This window comes from Sphaerochaeta halotolerans, assembly GCF_003429665.1.
Taxonomy (GTDB): domain Bacteria; phylum Spirochaetota; class Spirochaetia; order Sphaerochaetales; family Sphaerochaetaceae; genus Sphaerochaeta; species Sphaerochaeta halotolerans.
Window position 1 is genome coordinate 223,267 of sequence record NZ_QUWK01000001.1, and the last position, 24,638, is coordinate 247,904.

21 protein-coding genes are annotated in these 24,638 nt (G+C 48.8%); 16 read left to right on the plus strand and 5 right to left on the minus strand.

The features are described from left to right. The 4 genes from DYP60_RS01020 to DYP60_RS01035 all read right to left on the minus strand — a co-directional run bounded on the left by DYP60_RS01020 (position 1) and on the right by DYP60_RS01035 (position 4,464). Positions 1-429, minus strand: coding sequence for a 4Fe-4S dicluster domain-containing protein (locus DYP60_RS01020; RefSeq protein ID WP_117329004.1), 429 nt, complete (start codon positions 427-429; stop codon positions 1-3). Between the two features lie 9 nt (positions 430-438). After that, a complete protein-coding gene (locus DYP60_RS01025) occupies positions 439-1,944 on the minus strand; it encodes a glutamate synthase-related protein (protein WP_117329005.1) in 1,506 nt (501 codons plus the stop codon). Next, positions 1,913-3,061 (minus strand): class II glutamine amidotransferase, encoded by a 1,149-nt coding sequence (locus DYP60_RS01030; RefSeq protein ID WP_117329006.1) that lies wholly within the window; start codon positions 3,059-3,061, stop codon positions 1,913-1,915. The genes DYP60_RS01025 and DYP60_RS01030 overlap by 32 nt, the downstream gene beginning before the upstream one ends. A gap of 269 nt (positions 3,062-3,330) precedes the next feature. Next, the gene (locus DYP60_RS01035; RefSeq protein WP_117329007.1) at positions 3,331-4,464 is read right to left on the minus strand and encodes an HD domain-containing protein; all 1,134 of its coding nucleotides are present in this window, start codon (positions 4,462-4,464) and stop codon (positions 3,331-3,333) included. A 164-nt stretch (positions 4,465-4,628) separates the two neighbouring features. Between DYP60_RS01035 and DYP60_RS01040 the strand changes: the two genes are divergently transcribed. From DYP60_RS01040 to asnB, 12 genes are all read left to right on the plus strand, one after another. Continuing rightward, entirely contained in the window at positions 4,629-5,246 is a 618-nt protein-coding gene (locus DYP60_RS01040; RefSeq protein ID WP_117329008.1) for an HAD-IA family hydrolase, read from the plus strand. 258 nt (positions 5,247-5,504) lie between these two features. Then, positions 5,505-7,598 (plus strand): glutamine synthetase III family protein, encoded by a 2,094-nt coding sequence (locus DYP60_RS01045; RefSeq protein WP_117329009.1) that lies wholly within the window; start codon positions 5,505-5,507, stop codon positions 7,596-7,598. Positions 7,599-7,739: 141 nt separating this feature from the next. Further along, complete coding sequence (locus tag DYP60_RS01050; protein ID WP_117329115.1) at positions 7,740-8,678, plus strand: sensor domain-containing diguanylate cyclase; 939 nt, start codon at positions 7,740-7,742, stop codon at positions 8,676-8,678. After that, on the plus strand, positions 8,678-10,684 hold the full coding sequence (locus DYP60_RS01055; RefSeq protein WP_117329116.1) for an HD domain-containing phosphohydrolase: 2,007 nt from the start codon (positions 8,678-8,680) through the stop codon (positions 10,682-10,684). The genes DYP60_RS01050 and DYP60_RS01055 overlap by 1 nt, the downstream gene beginning before the upstream one ends. Before the next feature lie 61 nt (positions 10,685-10,745). Continuing rightward, on the plus strand, positions 10,746-11,399 hold the full coding sequence (locus tag DYP60_RS01060; RefSeq protein WP_117329010.1) for a cytidylate kinase-like family protein: 654 nt from the start codon (positions 10,746-10,748) through the stop codon (positions 11,397-11,399). Beyond that, complete coding sequence (locus DYP60_RS01065; protein WP_117329011.1) at positions 11,396-11,767, plus strand: hypothetical protein; 372 nt, start codon at positions 11,396-11,398, stop codon at positions 11,765-11,767. Before DYP60_RS01060 ends, DYP60_RS01065 begins: the two co-directional genes overlap by 4 nt. 30 nt (positions 11,768-11,797) lie before the next feature. Continuing rightward, entirely contained in the window at positions 11,798-12,484 is a 687-nt protein-coding gene (locus DYP60_RS01070; RefSeq protein ID WP_117329012.1) for a GNAT family N-acetyltransferase, read from the plus strand. A 97-nt stretch (positions 12,485-12,581) separates the two neighbouring features. After that, positions 12,582-13,622 carry an N-acetyl-gamma-glutamyl-phosphate reductase gene (gene argC / locus DYP60_RS01075; protein ID WP_117329013.1) on the plus strand — a complete coding sequence of 347 codons (1,041 nt, stop codon included), beginning with the start codon at positions 12,582-12,584 and terminating at the stop codon, positions 13,620-13,622. Between the two features lie 13 nt (positions 13,623-13,635). Beyond that, positions 13,636-14,856: a bifunctional ornithine acetyltransferase/N-acetylglutamate synthase gene (gene argJ / locus DYP60_RS01080; protein ID WP_117329014.1), complete on the plus strand. Its 1,221-nt coding sequence runs from the start codon at positions 13,636-13,638 to the stop codon at positions 14,854-14,856. Next, positions 14,856-15,743, plus strand: a complete 888-nt coding sequence (argB, locus tag DYP60_RS01085) for an acetylglutamate kinase (protein WP_117329015.1) — start codon at positions 14,856-14,858, stop codon at positions 15,741-15,743. The genes argJ and argB overlap by 1 nt, the downstream gene beginning before the upstream one ends. Continuing rightward, entirely contained in the window at positions 15,740-16,933 is a 1,194-nt protein-coding gene (locus DYP60_RS01090) for an aspartate aminotransferase family protein (RefSeq protein ID WP_117329016.1), read from the plus strand. The genes argB and DYP60_RS01090 overlap by 4 nt, the downstream gene beginning before the upstream one ends. Positions 16,934-17,019: 86 nt before the next feature. Next, positions 17,020-18,696 carry an asparagine synthase B gene (gene asnB, locus DYP60_RS01095; RefSeq protein ID WP_117329017.1) on the plus strand — a complete coding sequence of 559 codons (1,677 nt, stop codon included), beginning with the start codon at positions 17,020-17,022 and terminating at the stop codon, positions 18,694-18,696. A 374-nt stretch (positions 18,697-19,070) separates the two neighbouring features. Here asnB and DYP60_RS01105 read toward each other — a convergent pair whose 3' ends face one another. Beyond that, positions 19,071-19,823: a fumarylacetoacetate hydrolase family protein gene (locus tag DYP60_RS01105; RefSeq protein WP_117329019.1), complete on the minus strand. Its 753-nt coding sequence runs from the start codon at positions 19,821-19,823 to the stop codon at positions 19,071-19,073. Positions 19,824-19,894: 71 nt separating this feature from the next. Between DYP60_RS01105 and DYP60_RS14495 the strand changes: the two genes are divergently transcribed. From DYP60_RS14495 to DYP60_RS01125, 4 genes are all read left to right on the plus strand, one after another. Beyond that, positions 19,895-21,487 carry a GNAT family N-acetyltransferase gene (locus tag DYP60_RS14495; RefSeq protein WP_237446308.1) on the plus strand — a complete coding sequence of 531 codons (1,593 nt, stop codon included), beginning with the start codon at positions 19,895-19,897 and terminating at the stop codon, positions 21,485-21,487. Positions 21,488-21,527: 40 nt separating this feature from the next. Further along, complete coding sequence (locus tag DYP60_RS01115; protein ID WP_272916405.1) at positions 21,528-21,740, plus strand: DUF4180 domain-containing protein; 213 nt, start codon at positions 21,528-21,530, stop codon at positions 21,738-21,740. A 60-nt stretch (positions 21,741-21,800) separates the two neighbouring features. Beyond that, a complete protein-coding gene (locus tag DYP60_RS01120) occupies positions 21,801-23,324 on the plus strand; it encodes a histidine kinase N-terminal 7TM domain-containing diguanylate cyclase (RefSeq protein WP_117329021.1) in 1,524 nt (507 codons plus the stop codon). Between the two features lie 73 nt (positions 23,325-23,397). Further along, positions 23,398-24,624 (plus strand): MFS transporter, encoded by a 1,227-nt coding sequence (locus DYP60_RS01125; protein WP_117329022.1) that lies wholly within the window; start codon positions 23,398-23,400, stop codon positions 24,622-24,624. The last annotated feature ends 14 nt before the right edge of the window (positions 24,625-24,638 follow it).

A 24,638-nucleotide genomic window follows, 5' to 3' on the forward strand; every position in this document is an offset into this window, starting at 1 on the left:
CTACCGCTCCTCATAAACGATGGCCTGGTTTGGGCATCCTTGTACACAAACAGGGAGTCCATGGCTGTTTGTGGCACAGAGTTCGCACTTTTGCATAACCCCACTTTCACTTGGCATCAAGGCACCATAGGGGCATGCCATGATGCAGCTGTAGCAACCGACGCACTTGTCCTGGTCGATAACGATCAGGCCATCTTTCTCTGTGATGGCACCGGCTATGCAGCTCTTCAGGCACAATGGTTCACTGCAATGGCGGCAGTTCACCGCAAAGCTTACTGTCCCTCTCTGTTCCACCTGTATCCTCGGATGCAAGGGTTTGTCCTTCAATGCCTGCACCATGTCGGAGAGTCCGCTGTTTGCATACGCACAGTAATATTCACAAAGATGACAGGCCAAACACCACTGTTCATTGACGTAGATCTTTTTCATCAGTTCCTCCTACGCCCCGGCATGTTTGATACCGAGGATGTTCAGCTCAGTCTCATGCAGGCCGATACCTCTGAGCATCAAGCGGTTTCCTCTGAGTGCCTCGATGGAGTTTATCCCCATTCCTCCCATCATCTCCTTGAGTTCATGGTTCCAGGCAGTGATAAGGTTGACCAATCGCTCGCTACCCACCTCTGGGTTGAGACGTTTGACCAACTCGGGGTTCTGGGTTGCAATTCCCCAGTTGCACTTCCCGCTATGGCAGGTGCGGCAAAGATGGCAGCCAAGGGCGATTAGGGCACTGGTGGCTACATAGACCGCATCTGCACCCAAGGCTATGGCCTTCAATACATCACTGCTGCTGCGGATTGAACCACCTACCACAAGACTTACATTGCCGCGTATGCCTTCTTGACGCAGTCGTTCATCAACACTGGCCAAGGCCAGTTCGATGGGAATTCCGACATTGTCTCTTGTCCTGGCAGGAGCTGCCCCGGTTCCTCCTCGAAAGCCATCGATTGCGATGATGTCTGCACCGCTACGGGCAATACCACTGGCGATTGCACTGATGTTGTGTACTGCAGCCACTTTTACAATGATCGGTTTGGTATAGGCAGTCGCTTCCTTGAGGGCAAAGACCAGCTGTCTGAGGTCCTCAATGGAGTAGATGTCATGATGGGGTGCTGGGCTGATCGCATCACTGTGGAGCGGGATCATCCGGGTCTTTGAGATATCTTCCCCAATCTTGGAACCGGGAAGGTGTCCCCCGATGCCGGGCTTCGCTCCCTGTCCCATCTTGATCTCAATGGCTGCTCCTGCATTCAAGTAACCGGGGTGTACCCCAAATCTGCCGCTGGCTACCTGGACGATAGTGTTCTTTCCATACTGATAGAAGTCCTCATGCAAGCCCCCTTCACCGGTGTTGTAGTAGATACCGAGTTCTTGGGCAGCAAGCGCGAGGGATTTGTGGGCGTTGTAGGAGATGGACCCATAGGACATGGCACTGAACATGATGGGAATCTCCAGCTTCAGCTGGGGAGCGGTCTTGGTGATTATTTTTCCATTTGCATCCCTCTTTATTACAGATTCTTTCTGCCCAAGGTAGGTTCTGGTCTCCATTGGCTCGCGAAGCGGGTCGATGGAAGGGTTGGTTACCTGGCTCGCATTCACCAGCATTTTGTCCCAGTAGACTGGATAGTCCTTGGGGGTGCCCATTGAGGCTAGCAGAACACCACCGCTCTCTGCCTGCCGATAGATATCCTGGATGACCTCTCCCTTCCAGTTTGCATTTTCCTTGAACGTATGGTCCGTCTTGACAATCTTCAGGGCACGGGTAGGGCAGAGGGAAACGCAGCGATGACAATTGACGCACTTGCTTTCATCAGCTTTCATGCGACCTGTGGCCTCATCAAATGAGTGGACCTCATTCGCACATTGCCTTTCGCACACCCTGCAGGAGATGCATCTATCTTGGTTTCTTACTACTTCAAAGTCCGGATACAGGTAATTGATGCCCATCTTGCCCTCCTTGTTGACCTTCCAGGGTGACGATGACCGGTTTCCCACCACTTGGGTACCAGAGCCGGTCGGGTTCAGGACAAATGACCCTGATAGCTGCTTCCTCACTGGCCAGGTAGACCCGGTCATCCTTCTCTGCTGCGACAAGGCTTCTGAGTTTGAGTCTGTCGTTGAGTGCCATCAGCCCTCCACTGAAGCCGAGGATGATGGAGAATGGTCCGGTGATCAGCATGCTTGCAAAGGTATTTCTCAAATAGGTACACACCTCTTTTTCCTCTTGGGATTTTCTTTCAATGGTCGACCAGAAGGGAGCTGCAATGACATTGGCTACCTCTTCAAAACTCAAACCTTGTTTTCTGTGGAGGTAGTCGATCATATAGGTAATGACCTCGGTGTCGGTCATCAAGGTGCAGGAATAGCCGAACATCTCAATGAAACGCCGGTTTGCGTCATAACTCGATATTTCCCCATTGTGTACTACGCTGTAATCGAGCAGGCTGAAGGGGTGGGCTCCTCCCCACCAACCGGGGGTGTTGGTCGGGTAGCGACCATGGACGGTCCAACTGTATCCTTCGTAGTCGTCGAGACGATAAAACTCACCAACGTCCTCCGGATAGCCCACTGCCTTGAAGACACCCATGTTCTTTCCGGATGAAAAGACATAGGCACCATCAATTTCTCGGTTTATCTTGATGACACATCTTGCGGTGTATTCATTTTCATCCAACTGACTGGATGCAAGTTTGGTAGGAAGTGGCGTGACGAAGTAACGCCAGATGAGTGGCTCATCAGTGATGGCGTGGTGCTTCGTGGTAGGAATTTTGGAGAGGTTGATCAAATCGAAGTGCTCTTCAAGGAAGTCCTCGCAACTCCGTTTTGCCTCACTGGAATAATAAAAGACATGCAGCGCATAGAAGTCAGCATATTCGGGGTAGATGCCATACCCGGCAAAGCCTCCTCCGAGTCCGTTCGAGCGATCGTGCATGACAGCAATTGAGGAGATGGCTTCCCGTCCGGAAAATCGTTTTCCGCTCCGTGAAATAATGCCACTGATAGCACATCCGCTGGGAATGCGGACCTCTCCCTCCAAAGGTGTTCGTTGATGGTATCCGTTCATAGGGCTTCTCCTTGGATACGAAAAAAAGGCGCCCACCACAGATACCTTGCATACGCGAGGTACCTCTGATGGACGCCTTTGTCCAATTGAATATGCCTTATCATAGCGAAAATGCATGTGTTTGTCACGAGGGGAGGGAATGAGAAGGGATATATGTATCTAAGTCTTTATTATTGAATAAAATATGTAAAATGATGGACTTGTCTTTGGGTATTGATACTTTTCATTCTGCATAACACAGATTGGGGTATATGAAGAGATTGATGGTGCTACGAAACCAATATATGCATGATCGCATCATACTGATTACAATAGCTTTGCCTTGCAATTTCGCTCATCTTCTGCCAATCTCTCAGGATTTTCTTCTTGACCCATTTTTTCCCATCTTCAAATCCCAACCCTTTTTTTTCGTATGCCATGAAGAACAAGGAAGGGAGGTCAGACATATGCGCAACGGCATCGGCATCAGCGAGGCATCGCTCTTCCGGTGTTTCCTTTGGCAGTATAACACTACCTCTATGGTGCAGTATGCACCTTGCAACCAGGTCGGTTTTATCTGAAGGATATCCTGCTTCTTGTAAGAGGTGCTTGGCTCTCTGCGCTCCATGGATGTGATGATCTGCTGCTTTGGAATAATCCTCAATACCTGCCAGGTCATGGAGCAGTATGGCTATGCGAACAATTTCTGCATCAGCTCCGTGGAGCTCTGACAATGCATTTCCTATAGGTACCATTGGACAAATATGGTTTTCCCACATTCCATATCCATAGACATTCTTCTCAGACATGCAAGCTTTCTCTACGAGTTCAGAAAGCGTTCGCTCAAGATCTGTTTCATAGGAATAAGGCTTACAAACATTGCCTTGTGTAAGGTGTCTTGCCAATGTATACCTATCCTGATACAGAGACTGGGAGAGAGGGCTTACCTGTGCCCAGCATGATTCCACCCAGTTTTTCCCTTCAGCAATGCCAAGATGCTCATGATGGTATGCATCATAAAACAGGCTTGGAATATCCACGATCTTTATGAGTTCATGGGCATCAGCCACACACTGTTCCTCAGGGATGTTCAAGTCGGCTGTATGATTCTGAATACACCTTGCGACCAGTTCAGTTTTATCAACGGGATATTGATACATTGCAAGAACTTCTCGAGCACGTTGGGCAGCAGAGTTAGGATAAAATTCCCTTTTTGCAATATCCTCTACTTCCGCCAAGTCATGGAGCAAGACAGCCAGCGTCACAATTTCTTCATCCGCTTTATGGACGACAGCAAGTTCTTGTGCGATGGGAATCATCGGCTTGATATGAGACTTCCAGAGCTCATACCCAATCTTGTTTCGTTCTGAAGCGCAGGCTTGTTCCACCATTTCAGAAATTGTTTTGATCAGAGTTGCATTCATATCCCAAGCCTATCCCTGGAAATAGCATTTTGCAAGGTGAGTAGTGCCTTTCATTACCAGTCATGGAAGGTACTGATTCTGTATGGATACATCAGCTGGCTCTCCACACAAGCATCAAACTCGATTAGAATCGTTACAAGAACGTTCATGCAAAGAGGATAGTAATGGGGACCATACGAGATGTATTCCAATTGGATTTGCACGCAATGCAGGTGAAGGCTCTTGCCGTCGATTTTGGGGGAGTTATGAGTGACTTCATCGATAGAGACACCCTCAGTCTCTTGGCAGATATGGCTCAGGTGCCACTTGATGCGTTTGAAATTCCCTATTGGGAACGAAGAGATAGGCTCGATTCAGGTGAATATGATGCATATTGTTACTTTCATCATGTGTTGACTGATTGTTACAGTCCTCTCAGAGATGATGAGGAGACCCTGCAATTGCTCTTTACCATAGATCTTCTTGGTTTCTCACACATACGGCCCAGGATGGTGAGGTGGGTATGTGATATGCGTAGTAGGGGGATCAAGACAGTGCTGGTATCAAATATGGCCTCAGAGACCTATGAGCGGCTTGTGCACGGTACCTACTGGGCAACTGCTTGCTTTGATTTGTTTGTCATCTCAGGAATCCTGGGGATGAATAAGCCAGAAAAGCCAATCTTCCATCACGTCATAGAGCAAGTACAGACAGCCCCTCAGCACATTCTGTTCATAGACGATGCGAAACGCAATATCGAGACTGCAAAATCCATGGGGATGCAAACCTTTCTCTATACCTGATACGTAGTGTTCATCTCACTTTCGAGGTGAATAAGAAGGAAACCAAGGCTCCCTGATTGACAGAAGTACCCGCTCTGGTGTAAAAAGAAACATCAGCAAAGGCGCTGTAGTCCAGTTTGGGCTACAGCGCCTTTTGTGCGTTTCCGGCAGAAGGATTCTTGTCGGATTGGGGCAGGTGGGTAGCCCAGGCGATGCTGTAAGCAAAGCGCCCGGGCTGCCGGGGACCCCGTTTGTGCATTATAGAGAGTGGAGGACTGTATGAAAGAACGAGCAGATCAGTATTTTGGGAGCATGGTATTTGGGTACGAGAAGATGAAAGAGTATCTCTCAAAAGACACCTACCGCCAGCTGAAAGAGACCATCAGGGTAGGAAAAGAACTGAATCTGGATATTGCCAACCAGGTTGCCCATGCCATGAAGGAGTGGGCCTTGAGTGAAGGTGCTACCCACTATTGTCACTGGTTTCAGCCCATGACCAGCATTACCGCAGAAAAGCATGAGAGTTTTTTGGTTCCTTCCTCTGAAGGTATCGCCCTTATGGAGTTCAGTGGAAAAGAGTTGATCAAGGGAGAGCCTGATGCATCTTCGTTCCCGTCCGGTGGCCTCAGGGCAACCTTCGAGGCGCGTGGGTATACTGCTTGGGACCCTTCCAGTTATGCATTTATCAAGGAGAATACACTCTGTATCCCTACTGCGTTCTGCTCTTATAGCGGAGAAGTATTGGACAAGAAAACCCCATTGCTTCGTTCCATGGAAGTCATAAGCCGTGAGGCCATCAGGATTCTGAAACTCTTTGGGCGAAGTGATGTGAAGCGTGTGGTGACCACGGTAGGACCTGAGCAGGAGTATTTCCTGGTTGATAAGGACCTCTACCTGCAACGCAAGGACTTGATCCACACTGGTCGTACCCTTGTAGGGGCACGCCCCCCAAAGGGCCAGGAGTTGGAGGACCACTACTTCGGCAATCTCAAGAGTCGTGTTTCTGCCTTCATGCAGGAGCTGGATGAAGAACTTTGGAAACTTGGAATCTTTGCCAAGACAGAACATAACGAGGTTGCTCCCAGCCAGCATGAGCTTGCTCCCGTCTTTACCACAAGCAACCTTGCCGTCGATCAGAACCAGCTGACTATGGAAATAATGAAGAAAATTGCCAATAAGCATGGTCTTGTCTGTTTACTGCACGAGAAACCGTTTGCTGGGGTGAACGGATCAGGGAAACACAACAACTGGTCGATCTCAACGGACACAGGGCTGAACCTTCTGGAACCGGGAGACAACCCAAAGGACAATGCTCAGTTCCTGCTCTTCCTTGTAGCGGTAATCGCTGCTGTGGATGAGTATCAGGACCTGCTTCGCGTCTCGGTTGCCAGTGCAGGGAATGATCATCGCCTCGGTGCCAATGAGGCTCCTCCGGCCATCGTCAGCATGTTCCTTGGGGAAGAGTTGACTGAAATTCTTGATTCCCTTGTTGACGGAACCGATTATCCCAATAAAGAGAGATCCTCCATGCTGCTTGGAGTAAACCTCTTGCCTCCATTCCCCAGGGATACCACCGACCGAAACCGCACCAGTCCATTTGCCTTTACCGGCAACAAATTCGAGTTCCGTATGCTCGGTTCCTCGTTCTCTGTCTCTGGACCAAACTTTGTCCTGAATACGATAATTGCTGAGCAACTCTCCCGTTTTGCCAATCAGTTGGAGCAGGCAAAGGATTTCGAAAGTGAACTCTCTGCCTTGGTAAAAGAGACCTATAGCAAGCACAGAAGGATTGTGTTCAATGGCAACAACTATGCACCTGAATGGATTGATGAGGCAAAGAGAAGGGGATTGCTGAACCTCGTAAGCACCCCTGAAGCCCTCCCCACCTTTATTCATGCGAAAAACATTGCGCTGTTTGAGAAGTTCGGGGTGCTCTCCTCATCAGAGATGCATAGTCGCTATGAGATTGTCCTGGAAAACTATTGCAAGACACTCAATATCGAGGCGCTCACGCTCGTCGATATGATGAGAAAACAAGTACTTCCTGCCCTGAGTGCTTTCAGCGGGGCACTGGCAAGAAGTTTTCTGGACAAGAAAGCAGCAGTATCCTCCCTTTCACTTTCCTATGAGGCAGGGCTGATTGCTGAGTTGAGTAATCTTGCCGATGGATTGGATAAGGAAGTAGCTCTGCTGGAACAGCAACTCCTGGAAGCGAGAATGGTAGAAGATATAAGCAGTGAAAGCTACTTCTATCATGATACAGTCCTTGCCCAGATGGCACAGGTTCGCTCTCTGTGTGATACTGCTGAACTCCTCACTGATCAGCAGTACTGGCCCATTCCCACATACGAATCACTTCTGTATTCCGTGTAACACGTTGTGTTGCTTCGTGCTGGGGGCTTTCTGAGTTGTGTCGGAAAGCCCCCTCTTTGTAGGGTATTCAGTGTCTTCTTTCTTACAAATAACCGTACAAGCCAATTGAATTCCTTGCTTTTGCAGACTACCATGTGGGGTATGAAAACGAAGCAAGAACAGACTATTCCTCTCCTTGATGATATTTCAAGGTCACTGTTCAACACCATTCCAGACCCTTTTATCGTGGTGGGTGAGGATGGTACCTATCTTGAGGTACTCGGAGGAACAGAACGCTCGCTTTATGATGATGGAATTCCCTTGAAAGGAAAGAACATCTATGGCTTTATGCCCAAGAAGTTTGCTGACTTCTTCATGGGGCAGGTGCATCATACCTTGGAATCAGGAAAACTGAACACCTTCGATTACCAGTTGGAAACCGAGGACGTCACCCTTACCACCAAGAATGGCCCGGGGGGAACGCAATGGTTTGAGGCCCGGATGTATCCCTTGGAGAAACCCTATCAGGGGCAGCGGGCTGTGTCAGTGCTGATCATCAACATCACGGAGAGGCGGACCCTGCATAAGCAACTCAGGGATCTTTCCAATATAGATCCCCTGACTGGATTGTATAATCGTCGCTACTTCCTGCAACGTGTTTCTCTTCATCTCAGGGAAGCGGGGAGGGCTCATATCCTGATCTGTGACATCGATCATTTCAAGAATATCAACGACACCTATGGGCACCTAGCTGGGGACGCGGTGCTTCAGGAGTTTGCCTCTCGTGTAAGAGAGGTAATCAAGCATAGTAGAGCTATTGCACGATACGGTGGGGACGAGTTTATCATTGCAGTGACAAACAAGAGCGATACTGAGGCAGTTGCAATTGCAGAGGATTTGCGAATACATGTCGCTTCAAAGCCGTTCTTCTTCCAGAACCTGGAATTGAATGTTCACATCTCTATAGGTGTTGCCCGGGTGCAAGGTCCTAATATTTCTTCCATCTCTTTGATTAGCGAAGCTGATATTGCCTTGTATAGAGCAAAAGCGTCAGGAAGGAATAAGGTATGTTTGTTTACCCCATCTATGAGGGAACTCTAATGGCTAATGTTCTCTTCAACATTGCAATGTTGTTGACCCTCAGTGTCTTTTTCGCTACCTATCCATTCAAGAACCCAGAAAAGGTATATTCCTACCATATCCTGATTGGGTTCATTATTGGTGTCGTAGGAATCTTGGTAATGCTCAACCCTTTCATTCTCGAACAAGGTGTTGTATTTGATTCTCGTTCCATCCTTATTGTCGTCTCGGGTATGGTCTTTGGAATACTACCGACATTTATTGGAAGCTTGATGATGGCAATATTCAGAGTCTTGAATGGCGGAGCTGGTCTCTATGCAGGATTAGCGACTATCATTTCAAGTACAATTGTTGGAACGCTTTGGCATCATTTCCGCTACACCACAGTGCTTGAGAAACGGAGCAATATCAATATCGAGTTCTATCTTGTTGGTTTGTTGAACCATGTAATCATGCTCCTGTGCATGTTGCTTATGCCCTCTTCGGTGAGGGTTCAGGTCTTTTCTGTGATGACATTTCCCATTCTGGTTTTCTATCCGATAGGAACATACTTGCTCTGTCTCCTGCTCTTCAGCCAAGTCTACCGTTTGAACGATATCGCTGCCTTGAGAAAAAGCGAACATCAGTTTAAGACAATATTTGAAAAAGCACCGATTGGGATGTCACTGACCAACCTCAGAACGGGGGAAATTGAGAATATCAACCAGAGTTATCTCGATATATTGGGATATTCAAGGGAAGAGGTGCTTGGTCATACTTGGGCAGAATTCACCCACCCTGAAGATGTGAAGATGAGCAACAGCGTCACACAAAGGATGTATACTGGGGGAGAGGACTCCCTTACGTTGGATAAGCGTTTCCTGAAAAAGGATGGCTCAACCGTCTGGGCGAATCTGTCCCTCTGTGTATTCCCTGAAGAGAACCTTGTAGATATAAACAGCCTCTGTATGACCGTCGATATCACTAAACGGAAGCTTGCTGAACAGCAGATTCTCTATGCATCTACTCACGATGCACTAACTGATCTATACAACCGGGTAGAGTTCGAGCGGGTGATCAGCAGCATGCCTTTGGAGGGGAATCTACCCTTGAGTGTCGTGTTTTCTGACATGAATCGGCTTAAGATTATCAATGAGGCCTTTGGACGGGAGGAAGGAAATCGAATCCTGAAACAGGTCGCTGTCATATTGCAAGAAACCTTCCCTGATTGCTCGTTCCTTTTCAGAGTTGGAGGCGATGAGTTTGCACTCTTGCTGCCTGGCTATACAGCAAGGGAGTGTGAGCCTCGTCTTGAGGTTGCCTCGGAGGAAGTATCACGTCTCAGAGTAATGGATGCTGTTGCTCCTTCAATCAGTTTCGGACTCTATGTGGTAGAGGATGCACCATTTGATTTGAATGAGGCCGTACAGTTGGCTGAGAAGCACCTTGCCACACAAAAGTTGCTCGATAGCCCCCAGATGCAGGGGAAAGCAGTCTATGCCATTATCAACACGCTCCATGAGAAGAATAAACGGGAAGAGGCCCACTCAAGGCGAGTCAGTGAACTCAGTGAACAGTTGGGAAGAGCCTTTGGTCTCAGTGAACGATTGTGTACTGAGTTGCGTCTGGTGGGATTGCTGCATGATATCGGAAAAATTGCCATTGCTGAAAACATTCTCAACAAGGATGGAAAGCTGTCCCCCTTGGAGTGGGAGGAGATGAAAAGGCATGCAGAGATTGGCTTTCGTATTCTCAGCTCAGTAGAGGACATGCAAGCGTTGGCACCCTATGTGCTTGCCCATCATGAGCGCTATGATGGAACTGGATATCCCAAGGCCATACGAGGAACGACAATTCCTCTGCAATCCAGAATGATTGCCATTGTTGATGCGTATGATGCGATGACCAGTGAGAGAACGTACCGCAAAGCAGTCTCTACCCTTGAAGCAGCAAAGGAGATTAAGCGGTGCGCAGGATCCCAGTTCGATCCTGAGCTTGCTAAACTCTTCATTGAACAGGTACTTGTCATCTCCTATGACGACCTGTAAGGGCCGTTCCTTGACAGCTGAGAGGTACGGACTTACCATGGAATTACCAGAGGAGGTGTCTATGGGAGTCATTACTATTTCCCGTCAGATTGGCAGTGAAGGAACCTTTATTGCCAAGCAAGTGGCCGAGCAACTGGGGCTTTCCTTCGTGGACAAGCAAGATATTGAGAAAATCATGCATGAGTATGGCTTCAGTGGGTTTGACGAAGTCTATGACAGTCTTCCTACATTTTGGGAACGATTTGACCAACACCGCTACCTGACCGTTGACTTTCTGCTTGCAGTCATGCGTGCATTTGCTAAGGTTGGCAATGTAGTCATGCTCGGACGAGGAGGGTTTGGTCTTCTGCAAGGCTATACTGATGTCCTGAATGTAAGGATAAAGGCTCCACTTGAACTCAGGGTCCAGAGAAAGCAGAAAGAGCGGGGTGGAACTGATGAACAGACAAGGAAAGCGCTCATAGATCAGGAACTGGTAAGAACATCCTTTGTACAGTCCGACTTGCAGTACAACCAACGTGATGCTTCTCTCTTCGATCTAGTCATTGATACCGGTATCGTACCACCAGAAACAGCAACGCTTTGGATTGCTGATGCCTATCAGCAATTGATGAAGCGACCAAGAATTGATGCCAAGACCAGCCGAGCAGACCTTGTGGTTGATGACGTATTGCTCAAGCTTGTTGAAAAGATGCTTGGATCAGATGAAGCATGAGAGAACGATCACCGAGTGCAATCTTGATGGTGGTGGGAACTGCAGTGCTCTTGGTATTGCTCCTTACACCCGTATTGCTCGCCCTGTTTACCTTGATAGTTTCCAGGGAGTTCTTCTTTAATTACCTCCTTACTGCTGAGCTCGGGTTGGTAGCCTGTATTGGGGCCTTGTTCCTAACCATTGGAACCATGACAAGAAGGATGGATGCGACCTTGCTGTTCATCTTTCTCCCGTTGATGCTTTGTACCCTCTTTGCGCTGATGGTACTGAGGGATCCCTCTCCTGTCTTGTCTGGGTTCATGCTGGTTCTCTATAACCTCAGTCTTGTCGGGCTGACCTTTCATGGAATTAAGAGTCTGAGAGACTGACAGATGCACAATCTTGAGTTACAGTAGGCTATGGATGTAATCGAAACACTCTCCCTAAGGGGGAGAACTACCTATATTGACCTGATTGAACCATTGGAAGAGGGCGTAGCAGAAGTTCTCATTGCTGATGAAGATGGTGTATTGCTCCATGTTCAGGATACAGCGTATGTCGCCACACTATTCAATCCAGAGGCAGCAGACACCTTTGCCGAGGCTGTGCCTACCAGTAAAGGTCCAATCTCTGTACACGCAGGACCTCTCGTTTCTGCATTCAAGGAGCGGGGACTCACTGATCCGCTGGAGTGCATGCAGGCTGTCTATCCCTCCACACAATTGCTTGTTGAAGATGAGTCCATCATCATACGCCCCCTTATGGATCGTGATCTTCCTGTGGTGTTGCAACACTACAAGCTTGTCGATGAAGCGTATATCCTTGAACGATTTCAAGCAGGGGTCATGATAGCTGCAGAGACTGATGGCAATCTAGCTGGTTTCATGGGTAGACATATTGAGTGTTCAATGGGCATGTTGGAGGTGCTGCCCCAGTATCGCAGGCGACATGTAGGGGAAGCACTGGAGCGTACCTACATCAATCACCTGCTTTCCCAGGACATAACCCCCTACTGCCATGTGGTGGCAGGCAATACGGCGTCTCTCTCACTCCAGAGGAAGCTTGGATTGGAGGTTTCTGCAGAGCTGGTGTATTGGTTTAATTAATATTTATACACAATTATGTGAAAATATATGCAAAGAGTCTGGTCAAAGAGGAATATTTTTGTATAATTATACTAATATTGATGATACGGAGGAACGTATGCTACAAGTTGGAGTCATTGGTGCTACAGGCTATGCAGGGTCACAATTGGTTGCCCTTTTGGTAAATCATCCATTGGTGGAGATTGCCTACCTTGCCTCACACTCCTACAGCGGAAAGCGTTTCAGTGAGATATATCCCTCTCTTCAGGGAGGATGTGACCTGCTATTGGAAGAGGAGGACATTGAGGAAGCCAGCAAGCGGTGCTCTGTTTTGTTTCTTGCCCTTCCCCATGGGATGGCGAGTCATAAGGTGACCAAGGAGATACTGGAGCGTTGCATCATTATTGACCTCGGTGCTGACTATCGGCTCAGCAACAGCAGTGTCTATGAAAGCTGGTACAAGAGTGACCATGGGAGCAAGGATTTGCTTGGGGAGGCAGTCTATGGGCTGTGTGAATTGCATCGTGATCGTATTGGAACAGCAAACCTGATTGCAAACCCCGGTTGCTATACCACCTGCAGTATTCTCACCCTGGCTCCCTTGGTTGCAGAGAAGCTTGTCGATCCAACTTCCTTGATCATAGACAGCGCAAGCGGTGTCAGTGGTGCTGGTCGATCTGAGAAGCTGGGCTCATTGTTCTGTGAGGTCAATGAGTCATATAAGGCATATAGTGTGGCAACCCATCGCCATACCCCGGAGATTGAACAAGAGTTGAGTGCACTAAACGGTGCAGACCTTGTCGTGCAGTTCACCCCGCATCTGGTTCCCATGCATCGAGGGATTCTCTCTACCTGTTACGCCAATCTGAAGGAAGGGGTCAGTGAAGCGGAAATAACCTCGGCATACCGGAAGTGGTACGCTGGTGAATCATTTATACGCTTGATGGGCTCCAGTCTTCCTGAGACCCGATATGTCAAGAACACGAACATGTGTGCCATCGGTTGGAAGGTTGATGGAAGAACCAATCGAGTTATTGCTATTGGAGCTATCGACAACTTGGTCAAAGGAGCTGCCGGTCAGGCAGTGCAAAATATGAATATCCGGTGCAACCTGGGCGAAGAGTCTGGTCTTGCCTCCACGGTTGCCAGCCCCCTATAGGAGAAATAGAGTGATGCAGATAATAGATGGTGGCGTTACCGCTGCCTTGGGATTTTCAGCCAATGGTGTAGCCTGCGGTGTCAAGAAACGCAAAAAAGACCTTGCCTTGGTGCACAGTGAGGTTCCTTGTAGTTTTGCAGGATCCTTTACCACCAATCTGGTGAAAGCAGCCCCGGTTCTCTGGGACCAGAAGCTGGTTTCTTCTTCTCCCCAGGCTCGGGCTATTGTGATCAACAGTGGCAATGCCAATGCATGCACTGCTTCCCAAGGGGAGAGGGATGCAGAGGCTATGGCCGTGCATACAGCCAAGACGTTGGGTTTGCTGCCTGAAGAAGTACTGGTCTGTTCTACCGGCATCATCGGGCTTCCTTTGCCCATGGATAAGATTGTCACTGGGATTGATGCCTGCGCAAAGGTGCTTGCTTCCTCGAGAGAAGGTGCTCGTGAAGCTGCGAAGGCTATTCTCACCACCGACACCTTCACCAAAGAAATTGCTGTCTCCCTTGAGATTGATGGAAAGCAGGTAACCATCGGTGGTATGGCGAAGGGTTCTGGGATGATTCATCCCAACATGGCAACCATGTTGAGTTTCATTACCACCGATGCAACCATCGATAAGGCAGTACTGCAAGCGTTGCTTGGGTCCTCCATCCGTGACACCTACAATATGATCAGTGTGGATGGGGATACCTCGACCAATGATACCGTCCTGGTCCTTGCCAATGGCAAGAGTGGGTGTAATGCGCTTTCTCCTTCCCACAGTCAGTGGGAAGCCTTTACCCAGGCTTTCCTGTATGTCCATAAGGAGCTCGCAAAGGCAATCGTTCGTGATGGCGAAGGGGCTGGAAAGTTCCTTGAGGTAACAGTCAAGGGAGCAAAGGACAAACAGTCTGCCCAAACCCTTGCCCGTTCAATCATTAGCAGTAATCTGGTCAAGACAGCCTTCTTTGGCAGTGATGCCAACTGGGGACGGATTCTGTGTGCCATGGGGTACAGTGGAGCTTGTTTTGATCCGAATGGTGTGGACCTCTTTTTCTCTTCTTCCAAGGGGACGATACAAGTGGTAGCCGGTGGTTCTCCCTTGGATTTTGACGAGCATATGGCCAAGGGAATCCTGCTTGAGAGGGATGTGCAGACGCTTGCAATACTCGGGGACGGAGAGGGGGAAGGCACCGCTTGGGGCTGTGACCTCTCCTACGAATATGTTCGGATCAATGGAGATTATAGAAGCTGATGAAACACAGGATGGAAAACGAGATTCTCAAGGCTGAGGTACTCATCGAGGCGATTCCCTACATCAGGACATTCGCCGGAAGTATTGTCGTGGTCAAATATGGCGGTTCGGCTATGGTTGACGAACAGCTGAAAAAGTCGGTTATCCAAGACATCGCAATGCTCAAGTACATCGGTTTGAAACCAGTGGTTGTCCATGGCGGAGGCAAGGAGATTACCAACATGCTCGACCGTCTGGGAAAAAAGAGCCAGTTCCTTGATGGACTGCGTGTAACCGATGCTGAGACAGCCCAGGTTGCCGAGATGGTACTCAGTGGTTCCATCTCCAAGAGTCTGGTCAGTGAGTTGGAGCAGGTAGGCATCAGTGCAGTCGGCATCAGTGGTAAGGATGGGAGTACACTGCTTTGTTCAAAGAAGTTGGATGAGAAAGGACGCGACCTTGGCTACGTTGGCACTGTAGAGAAGGTCGATACGAGTTTACTTGAGACACTACTATCCAACAACTTTGTTCCGGTGGTCTCCCCGGTTGGATCGGATGAGGAAGGAAGTACCTACAACATCAATGCAGACTATGCGGCCAGTGCTGTTGCTGGTTCCCTTTCCGCACAGAAGCTGGTGTTTCTCACCGATGTGGAAGGGATTCTCAAGGACAAGGATGATCCTTCCTCCATCATCAGAACGCTAAGTACCAAACAGGCTGAGGCATACATACAGGATGGTACGATCAATGGTGGCATGATCCCCAAGGTACAGTGTTGTCTCGATGGATTGGCAAAAGGGGTAAAAAGTGTTCACATACTTGATGGTAGGGTTCCTCATGCCATCCTGCTTGAGATATTCACTACACGGGGGATCGGGACCATGGTAACCAAGGAGGAACGCTCATGAGCATGCAAGAGACGATACAGACAGGAAAGCATTACTTATTAGATACTTACGCCCAGGTACCAGTGGTTTTTACCGGTGGAAAGGGTATGAACCTCATTGATGAGGAGGGTAAGCACTATCTCGACTTTGTTGGCGGAATCGCCGTCAATGCCCTTGGATATGGTGACCCTGGTCTTTCTGATGCAATCAACAAGGTTGTTTCCGAGGGACTCTTGCATTGTTCAAACCTGTACTACAACAAGGTAGGGGTGGAAGCGGCAAAGGAGCTCTGCACACTTGCAGAGATGGAGCGAGTGTTCTTTTGCAATAGCGGGGCGGAAGCCATTGAGGCTTCCCTCAAGCTTGCCAGGAAGTTCGGGCACCAGAGTGAGGCCCCCCGTAGCGAAATCATCTCCATGATGAATTCATTTCATGGCAGGACCTACGGTGCCGTTACCGCAACTGGACAGAAGAAGTACCATAAGAACTTTGCACCCCTTCCGCAAGGGTTCAGCTACGCAGAGTTTAATAATCTTGAGAGTGTGAAAGCCCTCATTACCGAAAAGACCTGTGCCATCATTGTGGAGCCGATCCAGGGGGAGGGAGGAATTGTTCCCTCCGAACCTGCATTCCTGAGGGGGCTTCGCTCCCTCTGTGACGAGCACAATCTTTTGCTCATCTATGATGAGGTGCAGTGTGGGATGGGACGTAGTGGAAAGCCTTTTGCGTATCAGGCCTATGGCGTGAAACCCGATGTCCTTACCACGGCGAAGGCCTTGGCAGGTGGAGTCCCCTGTGGCGCAATGCTTACTACAGGAAAAGCAAGCCACATCTTCACCCCTGGTGACCATGCTTCTACTTTTGGGGGCAATCCACTGGCAATGGCGGCAGTGAGAGAGATGGTCAGGCGTCTCAGCGATCCTGCTTTCTGCGCCCATGTCCAGGAGATGGGGGAGTATCTGAGAGCGAAGCTTGAGCAGCTGGTGGTTCGCTACCCTGATCTCTGCATTGCGGTCAGGGGCAAGGGACTGATCAATGGGTTGGTTCTCACCGTTCCTCCCCGTCAGGTGGTGGATGCCTGTTTTGCCAAGGGTGTGCTGGTGGCAAGTGCGGGAAGTGATGTGCTGCGCTTTGTTCCTCCCTTGGTTGTAGAGAAAAAAGATATTGATGCTGTACTCGCTGTAGTGGATGAGGTACTTGCAACTTTGTAAAAGAGCAGGTAGTATCCTTCCAAGAACAAAGACGTTCCTACCCAAATACTGGGCAAGGAGCGTCTTTTTACGTTTGGAGGTATATGATGTGTGGATTTGTAGGAATGTTTGACATCCAGCGTAGTGCGAAGGACTTTCGTTCCCAGATTCTTTCCATGTCAGGGAAGATTCGTCACCGTGGTCCCGATTGGTCGGGGGTGTATGAAGGGGAGAAGGCCATCATCAGTCATGAACGACTAGCTATTGTCGACCCACTCTCAGGAGGTCAGCCGCTGTATAGCGCAGACAGGAATGTGGTGTTGGCTGTCAACGGTGAAATCTACAATCATCAGCAGATCAGAAAAAAGTATGAGGGAGTCTATGCGTTTCAGACGCAGAGTGACTGCGAAGTCATCCTGGCTCTGTATCAGGAGAAAGGCCCTGACTTCCTTGAGGATTTGAATGGTATCTTTGCTTTTGCCCTCTATGACCAGAAAAAGGATGTGTACCTCATTGCCCGTGACCATATCGGTATCATTCCTCTCTACCAAGGGTGGGATGACCAGGGGCACTATTATGTGGCAAGTGAGTTGAAAGCCTTGGAAGGAACCTGTAGTGCTATTGAACTCTTTCCTCCTGGACAATCTTACTACAGTCCTGAGCGAACACTCAAGAAGTGGTATGAACGTTCTTGGACCAGGTATGATGCGGTCAAGGACAATGGTGGTACGATAGAACAGGTTCGTGAGGCACTGGAAGCAGCGGTAAAGCGTCAGCTGATGAGTGATGTTCCCTACGGGGTGTTGCTCTCCGGCGGTTTGGACAGTTCCATCATTGCGGCAATCACCTCAAAATATGCACAAAAACGTGTGGAAAGTGCCGATACGGAGGATGCCTGGTGGCCACGGCTCCACTCATTCGCCATTGGACTCGAAGGTTCTCCCGACCTGAAAGCTGCACGCATTGCAGCTGATCATCTCAAGACGGTGCATCATGAGGTACATTTCACCATCCAGGAGGCTCTCGATGCCCTCAGTGATGTCATCTACCATCTGGAGACCAGTGATATCACCACGGTCAGGGCAGCAACACCGATGTACCTGCTTGCCCGCGTAATCCGCTCAATGGGGATCAAGATGGTGCTTAGTGGAGAAGGAAGTGATGAACTCTTCGGTGGGTATCTCTATTTTCATAAGGCACCCAATGCCAGGGAGTTCCATGAGGAGACAGTCAGGAAGCTCTCCAAGCTGCATCTCTATGACTGCCTGAGGGCGAACAAGTCATTGGCTGCTTGGGGTGTTGAGGGACGGGTACCGTTCCTGGACAAGGAGTTCATCGATGTTGCGATGAATTTGAACCCTGATATGAAGCTCTGCCCGGTTGTTGGGGAGAACAAGCGCATAGAGAAGTGGATTCTTCGAGAGGCGTTCAAGGAGTATCTTCCAGATGAGATTGTCTGGAGGCAGAAGGAGCAGTTCAGTGACGGGGTAGGTTATAGCTGGATTGATACGTTGAAACAGCTTACCAGCTCTTTGGTCAGCGATGAACAGTTTGCCTTGGCGGCAAAACGCTACCCGATCCACACCCCTGCCACCAAGGAGGAGTACTACTACCGTACCCTTTTTGCTTCCCACTTCCCCAGTGAGAGTGCGGCGCGCTGCGTTCCACGGGAAGATTCTGTTGCCTGTTCCACGGCGACGGCTCTGGAATGGGATCGCGCTTTCAAGGCAATGAATGAACCGAGTGGGAGAGCGGTAGCCGGGGTGCATGAGTCCGCCTACTAGAAATGAGGATGCTCAGTTGAGCAACGACATTGGGTTTTGGTGCAACCAGAGCGAGCAGTTGTTCAGGGAGGACAAGTCCTCCCTGGGCAACAGGTGTGCCAGGGGGTATTCGGACGATTCTGTTTTCTCTAGGAATGATCCAAAATGGATTTGCAAGTACAATTCTGAAATTGGATTGTTGGTTTTCAGAATATATTGTAAGTTATTCATAAATACTATGCAGAGAATATATTGAACGAGGCAAATTGCTCGGTCAGCATCAATGATCTGGATATTGACCTGTCTTCCTGCACAACGAACAGCGTGTGGAGGCATCCTCAATTGGATTGCTGAAGAGAGGAGCCGATAGGACACTAATCCCATCGGCTCTTTCTTCAAGCTATGGTGTTGCGAAGCACACCAAGTCCTTCGATCAGGATCTCCACCGTATCTCCCTTGTGCATCCCGCTGATACCTCCTGGCGTTCCAGTGAGGATGATGTCTCCGGGAAGCAATGTCATTACTTGGGATAGGTAGCTTACCAGGAAGGGTACGGAGAAGATTAGGTTGCTGGTATTGGACTTCTGCATGGTCCTGCCGTTGACCCTGCTTTCAATCGTAAGATTACTCGGGTCGACCTCATTGCTGATGTATGGTCCAAAGGGACAGAATGTGTCAAAACTCTTAGCCACCGTCCACTGACCCTGCTTTGGTTGCAGGTCCCGCGCTGTAATATCGTTGGCGCACGTGTACCCGAGTATGTAAGAAGCAGCATTTTCCTCACTGACAAAATGAGCCTTCTTCCCGATAACCACGGCAAGTTCAGCCTCGTAATCGAGACGGTTGCTCATCTCTGGGTAGATGATTTCCTTGTTCGGTGCAAGTGCAGCAGTGGAAGGCTTCATGAAAACCACCGGTTCAGTGGGGATGGGAAGTTGGAATTCCTTGGCATGGTCACTATAGTTCAAACCAATACAGATGGCTTTTGAATAATCACAGGGAGTAAGCAATGCAACCTCTTCCAAGGAGAGCTTTTCATTGGTTTCGGTATAGCTTGTAAAGGGTGAACCTTTGAGCACCTGGATGGTATTCTCTGAGAGCAGGCCATATAAGACCTCTTCTTGGTATTTGAATCGTACGTATTTCATAGCGTAAGCATACCAAAGAGAGTGGACAAATACAATTGACAAACATCGCTTTTACCCGCACCGTAGTGGGTATGGAAACCTATGCCAAATGTCCCGCACTTCGTGTCTGCGGTCACTGTCCACTCATGGAACACCCCTATCACAAGCAGCTGGAGATCCAAAGTACTTACCTACATACCCAGTTTGCACAGCTTGCCGATCGTGTAGAGCCAATGGTCGGAATGGAGGAGAAAGAAGGGTTCCTGTACCATGTGGAAGCTCAATTTGGATTGGACTGGCGTGGAAAGTTCGCTTCAGGAGTAGTAAGTACAAGGCAGAATCAATTCCTTGCCTTGGAGGCATGCATGCTTAGGCATCCCTTGGCCGAGCGGATACTGAAGACCATCAAACGTCTTGCAATTGAACACGACCTCGATACTTCCTTCCCGGCAACAAAAGTGTCACTGCGTCTCAGAGGGGACCTGGAACAGGTACTCCTGTGCTTTACCCTTTCAGAGGAGATAGAGCCTCCTTTTGCTTCTTTTTTGCACGCATTGCGAAGGGAGCATGCTGAGATAATCGGTATTGTCCTGACTGACGGGGTGAACAATCCCCTTCCATTTTGGGGTCGTTCAGCAATCGAGGAGACCCTCTGTACTCTGAAATTCTCCCTTCCTCCTACTTCTGACTTCCCCAGTTCTCCCTCCCAGGCGGAGGTACTCTACAAGAAAGTGATGGAACTTGCCCATATCAAGAAGGGGGATGTTGTAATTGACTGCTGCACCATGCATGGCATTTTGGCTTTGCTTTCTGTGGGAGAAGGAGCAAGCCAGGGTTATGTACTGCAGGAACATACCCCCTATTGTGATGAGGCAGCACTGAATGACCTTGAGCATGTACAGCGTTTTGTGGGAAACAACGAGAAACAGCTCCGGCAACTTGCAAAACGGGGAAAGGCCTGTGACATTCTCTTTCTCTCTCCATCGGAAGAGGGATGTAAACGTTCTCTTTTGGAGTCCGTTATTACCATCAGACCAAAGCGGATAATCTATCTCAGCAGGCAGGAGCGTACCTTGAAAAGGGACCTACAGTACTTGGTTCAAAACGGATTCTACCAGGTACAGGTCGTCCAAGGGGTGGATATGCATCCCCATAGTGCGAACATGCAGGTAATAGCCTCTCTGAAGTATGTACTTGCCATTCGACCTCTATGGAGAAGAGAATATGCGTTGCTCAACCATTTCTTGTATGAAGCCATCTATGTGGCTGAAGGTGAAGTGCCTCCTCCTTTATCAGTTCTGGATGATCCTTCACTCCGTCACTATGTGCAGGACTTTGGCAGGGAAGGAGATTACGCATTGGTTGGAGAAGTCCAAGGCAAGGTGGTTGGTGCTGTTTGGGTACGGTTGTTTGATTCCCATGACCCAGGGTATGGATTTTTGGATAAAGAAACGCCAGAGCTCTGTATTTCCATAGACTCCTCCTACCGCAGTAAGGGCCTGGGTAGTCAGCTTATTGAGGAGATGTGTACCGTTGTGAGCAATGCTGGATATCAAAGGGTATCTCTCTCCGTGCAGAAAGAGAACAGGGCTTGCAGTCTTTATCAACGCCTTGGGTTCGCTGTTGTCGATGAGAGAGGGGATGCGTATGTGATGGTGAAGTATCTTGGAAAGAGAAGTGAGTAGTTCATGAAGATTGATTATATGACCAAGAACGGAATTGTGGTTGCAAAGGTGTCCTCAAAGGAAGTTTTATTCTCAGATTGCTGGAGAAGTGCTCCAGAAATTTGTGACCTACCAGATGCGGCTTGCCATTGTAGGGGATTTCACCTCTCTTGGTAGCTCCAGTTTGCGCTCCTTTATCCTGGAAAGCAACAAGGGAAAGGAAATTTACTTCACAGAAGAGGAAGAAAAGGCAATGAATTGGCTGGTTAGCTAAATTTCTTCTGCTGATTTCCACTATTCTCTGGTACAATGCAGGAAATCTCGAGGAGTCAAAATGCTTAGCTTCCCCGTCCTTTTCTTTAATTTGCTTTCCATTGGTATGCTTCTCAGCGTGCTTGTTGCAGTCTGGAAAGTTCGAAGCAAACGTGCTGCAAAAGAGTTGTTCATTACAGTTCTGTTCATGCTTGTTTGGTCTGTGACCTCTTTCGCAGAAATGGTCAGCTATACCTATTTTTTCAAAGTGCTATGGCGCAATATCTGCCAAATTGGAGTATTCTACACTCCTGTTGCCTCCTTGCTTTTTTGTTTGGCATATACAGGATATTGGAGAGACAGGCAAAAACAGATTGGTAGGATACTCTATCTCTACCAGGGGGTAGGCATCTTCTTGGTAGGGACAGATTTCCTGCACCATTGGATTCGTAATTCCATAACCCTGGTGAATTCTTCACAATTTTCAGTTTTGGTGGTAGAGACTACGGTCCTCGGCAAATTCCTGATCTCAGGTAACTTCTTCCTCATGGTTTTTTCTCTCGTATTGGTAATCATCTTTGTTGCAACCACCAGTTCCTCCATGAGAAAACAGTCATACATTCTTCTATTGGGTGCAGTGATTCCCTTTCTGTATGCCATGGCAAAGGTAGTGAGTAATGAACAATTTCTTCAGATATTGCCCATCAGTGGGGTCTTTGCCCTCTCTGGGCTCTTCTTTCTTTTTGGAATGTATCGTTTTGACCTACTCAAGCTTGCCCCACTTGCAAGGGAACAGGCTTTTCGCTTTCTAGGAGAAGGCATTGTCATCTGTGATGGGGAAGGTCGCGTTGTAGACATGAATCCTGCAGCAAAGGAACTTCTGGACACTGATATGGGTTCGGTTGAAGAGCAGATGTATCTTCAGATTCCCAGGTGGGGAAACGCTGTACGCAAGAATGAGAGAGCCTCCTTTGATTTTACCTTGAATGGAAAGTCACTGCTCGCTGAACTCTACCCGATTACCTCGAAAACCACGGAGGTCATTGGGGTCATCACCCTGATCCAGAATATTACCTTGCTCAAGCGGCGTACCTTAGAACTACAGCAACGTGCAGAGATTGATGGGCTTACAGGGCTTTATAACAGACAGACGTTCATAGAAAAGGTGGAAAAACAGCTCTCCCTGACCTCTGGATTATCACATCTCATTTACTTCGATCTTGACCACTTCAAGCAGGTCAATGACCAGTGGGGGCATCGCTGTGGTGATGCAGTCCTGCAATCCATCGGTGCCATACTCAAAGTGGAAGTTGATAAATCGAGCATAACCTGTAGGTTTGGCGGTGAAGAGTTTGCCATCTTCAGTTCCCATAAAAGCAGGGAAGAGGCGGTTGCTTTTGCCGAACATCTCAGGAGGTATGTAGAAAATCAGGTGTTCAACCATGAGCAGCACTCCATTCGTCTGACCGTATCCCTGGGAGTTTCCTCTGGTCGATCCACCAGTTTTGACCAACTCTATCGAGAGGCTGATGATTGCCTGTATGAGGCAAAAAAAGCAGGAAGGAACTGTGTCCGCTTCCGAGGCAAACCTCTGGACAGAGCCTAAAGCGCTCGCTACAGTGCTAGAGCCGGTAGGGAGAACCTATTTCCCTGTTCTTATAGAAACCCATGGTACTACTATGAAAACAAAACGCAACAATGCTCTTTTTACGAAATCTGTTGTCCTGTTTCTTATAAGCCAAAATCTTTCCCTATTTGGTTCCTCAGTCGTAGGATATGCCATTATCTGGTACATCACCCTTGAGACCTCATCAGGAGTGTTCCTGATGTATGCCACCCTTGCCCAGATGGTTCCCCATCTCCTGATCAGTCTTTCCAGTGGGGTGTGGGCAGACCGGTACAACCGGAAGCACCTGATCATGCTCTCTGATAGTTTCATCGCCCTAGCCACGCTAGGCCTTGTCCTCTTCTATGCAAGGGGTTCATCTTCCATTGGAGCCCTGCTTGCTGTTTCAGTGGTACGTTCCATTGGAAGCGGGATACAGACCCCTGCCGTGAATGCCATCATTCCCCAATTGGTCAGTGAGGAACACCTGGTGCGTATCCAAGGGGTGAACCAGAGCATCAATTCAGTGTTGTTGTTGCTCTCTCCCGCTGTTGGTGGCATGATGCTGGGGCTATTTGATCTTACCTGGACGCTCTTGCTCGATGTGGTCACTGCCATTTTTGCAGTGGTGACCTTTTCCTTCATCAAAGTAGGGGCTAGGAAGCGACTGGAGGAAGGGACCAGTATGATACAAGACATTAAAAAGGGTCTCTCCTATACCTTCCATAAGCCTCTGTTGCGTAATCTCCTGATCTGTTATGGTTTTTCCTTTTTTCTCATCACCCCAGCTGCAATCCTGACCCCTCTGTTGGTGGAACGGAGCTTTGGTAGTGATGTGTGGAAGTTGACTGCCAATGAAATGGTATGGACGGCAGGTACCTTGTTGGGTGGGTTGATCATAACCCTAAAGGGATCTTTTTCCAACAAGGTTCGTGCCATTGCACTTTCCTTGGTTGCCTTTGGTTTGAGTTTCGCCCTTTTGGGCGTTGCGCCCACCTTTCTTATTTATCTCATCATCCTTGGACTTGGAGGAATCTTTGTCCCGGTGATGAACTCTGCTGAGATTGTCATGATCCAGGAGATAACAGATGAAGATAAGATGGGAAGGGTATTCTCTATTGTGCAACTGCTGAGCGGTAGTGCAATCCCGCTGGGAATCTTGCTCTTCGGCCCCTTGGCCGACAGGGTTCCTGTGGAGTGGCTGTTAATCATCTCGGGAATTCTGCTTGCTGTCGTTGGCCTGGTCTATGGATCAACACAGAAAACCTACCAGGCGGGTAGTGTAACCAGGGAGAGCTGATCGTACTATTGCTC

Coding starts and splice junctions, on each gene's coding strand:
- argJ (WP_117329014.1), top strand. CDS start 13,636: ATGCAGATAATAGATGGTGGCGTTACCGCTGCCTTGGGATTTTCAGCC.
- DYP60_RS01120 (WP_117329021.1), top strand. CDS start 21,801: ATGCTTAGCTTCCCCGTCCTTTTCTTTAATTTGCTTTCCATTGGTATG.
- DYP60_RS01045 (WP_117329009.1), top strand. CDS start 5,505: ATGAAAGAACGAGCAGATCAGTATTTTGGGAGCATGGTATTTGGGTAC.
- argC (WP_117329013.1), top strand. CDS start 12,582: ATGCTACAAGTTGGAGTCATTGGTGCTACAGGCTATGCAGGGTCACAA.
- DYP60_RS01070 (WP_117329012.1), top strand. CDS start 11,798: ATGGATGTAATCGAAACACTCTCCCTAAGGGGGAGAACTACCTATATT.
- DYP60_RS01060 (WP_117329010.1), top strand. CDS start 10,746: ATGGGAGTCATTACTATTTCCCGTCAGATTGGCAGTGAAGGAACCTTT.
- DYP60_RS01040 (WP_117329008.1), top strand. CDS start 4,629: ATGGGGACCATACGAGATGTATTCCAATTGGATTTGCACGCAATGCAG.
- asnB (WP_117329017.1), top strand. CDS start 17,020: ATGTGTGGATTTGTAGGAATGTTTGACATCCAGCGTAGTGCGAAGGAC.
- argB (WP_117329015.1), top strand. CDS start 14,856: ATGAAACACAGGATGGAAAACGAGATTCTCAAGGCTGAGGTACTCATC.
- DYP60_RS01050 (WP_117329115.1), top strand. CDS start 7,740: ATGAAAACGAAGCAAGAACAGACTATTCCTCTCCTTGATGATATTTCA.
- DYP60_RS01030 (WP_117329006.1), bottom strand. CDS start 3,061: ATGAACGGATACCATCAACGAACACCTTTGGAGGGAGAGGTCCGCATT.
- DYP60_RS14495 (WP_237446308.1), top strand. CDS start 19,895: ATGGAAACCTATGCCAAATGTCCCGCACTTCGTGTCTGCGGTCACTGT.
- DYP60_RS01090 (WP_117329016.1), top strand. CDS start 15,740: ATGAGCATGCAAGAGACGATACAGACAGGAAAGCATTACTTATTAGAT.
- DYP60_RS01125 (WP_117329022.1), top strand. CDS start 23,398: ATGAAAACAAAACGCAACAATGCTCTTTTTACGAAATCTGTTGTCCTG.
- DYP60_RS01065 (WP_117329011.1), top strand. CDS start 11,396: ATGAGAGAACGATCACCGAGTGCAATCTTGATGGTGGTGGGAACTGCA.
- DYP60_RS01025 (WP_117329005.1), bottom strand. CDS start 1,944: ATGGGCATCAATTACCTGTATCCGGACTTTGAAGTAGTAAGAAACCAA.
- DYP60_RS01035 (WP_117329007.1), bottom strand. CDS start 4,464: ATGAATGCAACTCTGATCAAAACAATTTCTGAAATGGTGGAACAAGCC.
- DYP60_RS01020 (WP_117329004.1), bottom strand. CDS start 429: ATGAAAAAGATCTACGTCAATGAACAGTGGTGTTTGGCCTGTCATCTT.
- DYP60_RS01055 (WP_117329116.1), top strand. CDS start 8,678: ATGGCTAATGTTCTCTTCAACATTGCAATGTTGTTGACCCTCAGTGTC.
- DYP60_RS01105 (WP_117329019.1), bottom strand. CDS start 19,823: ATGAAATACGTACGATTCAAATACCAAGAAGAGGTCTTATATGGCCTG.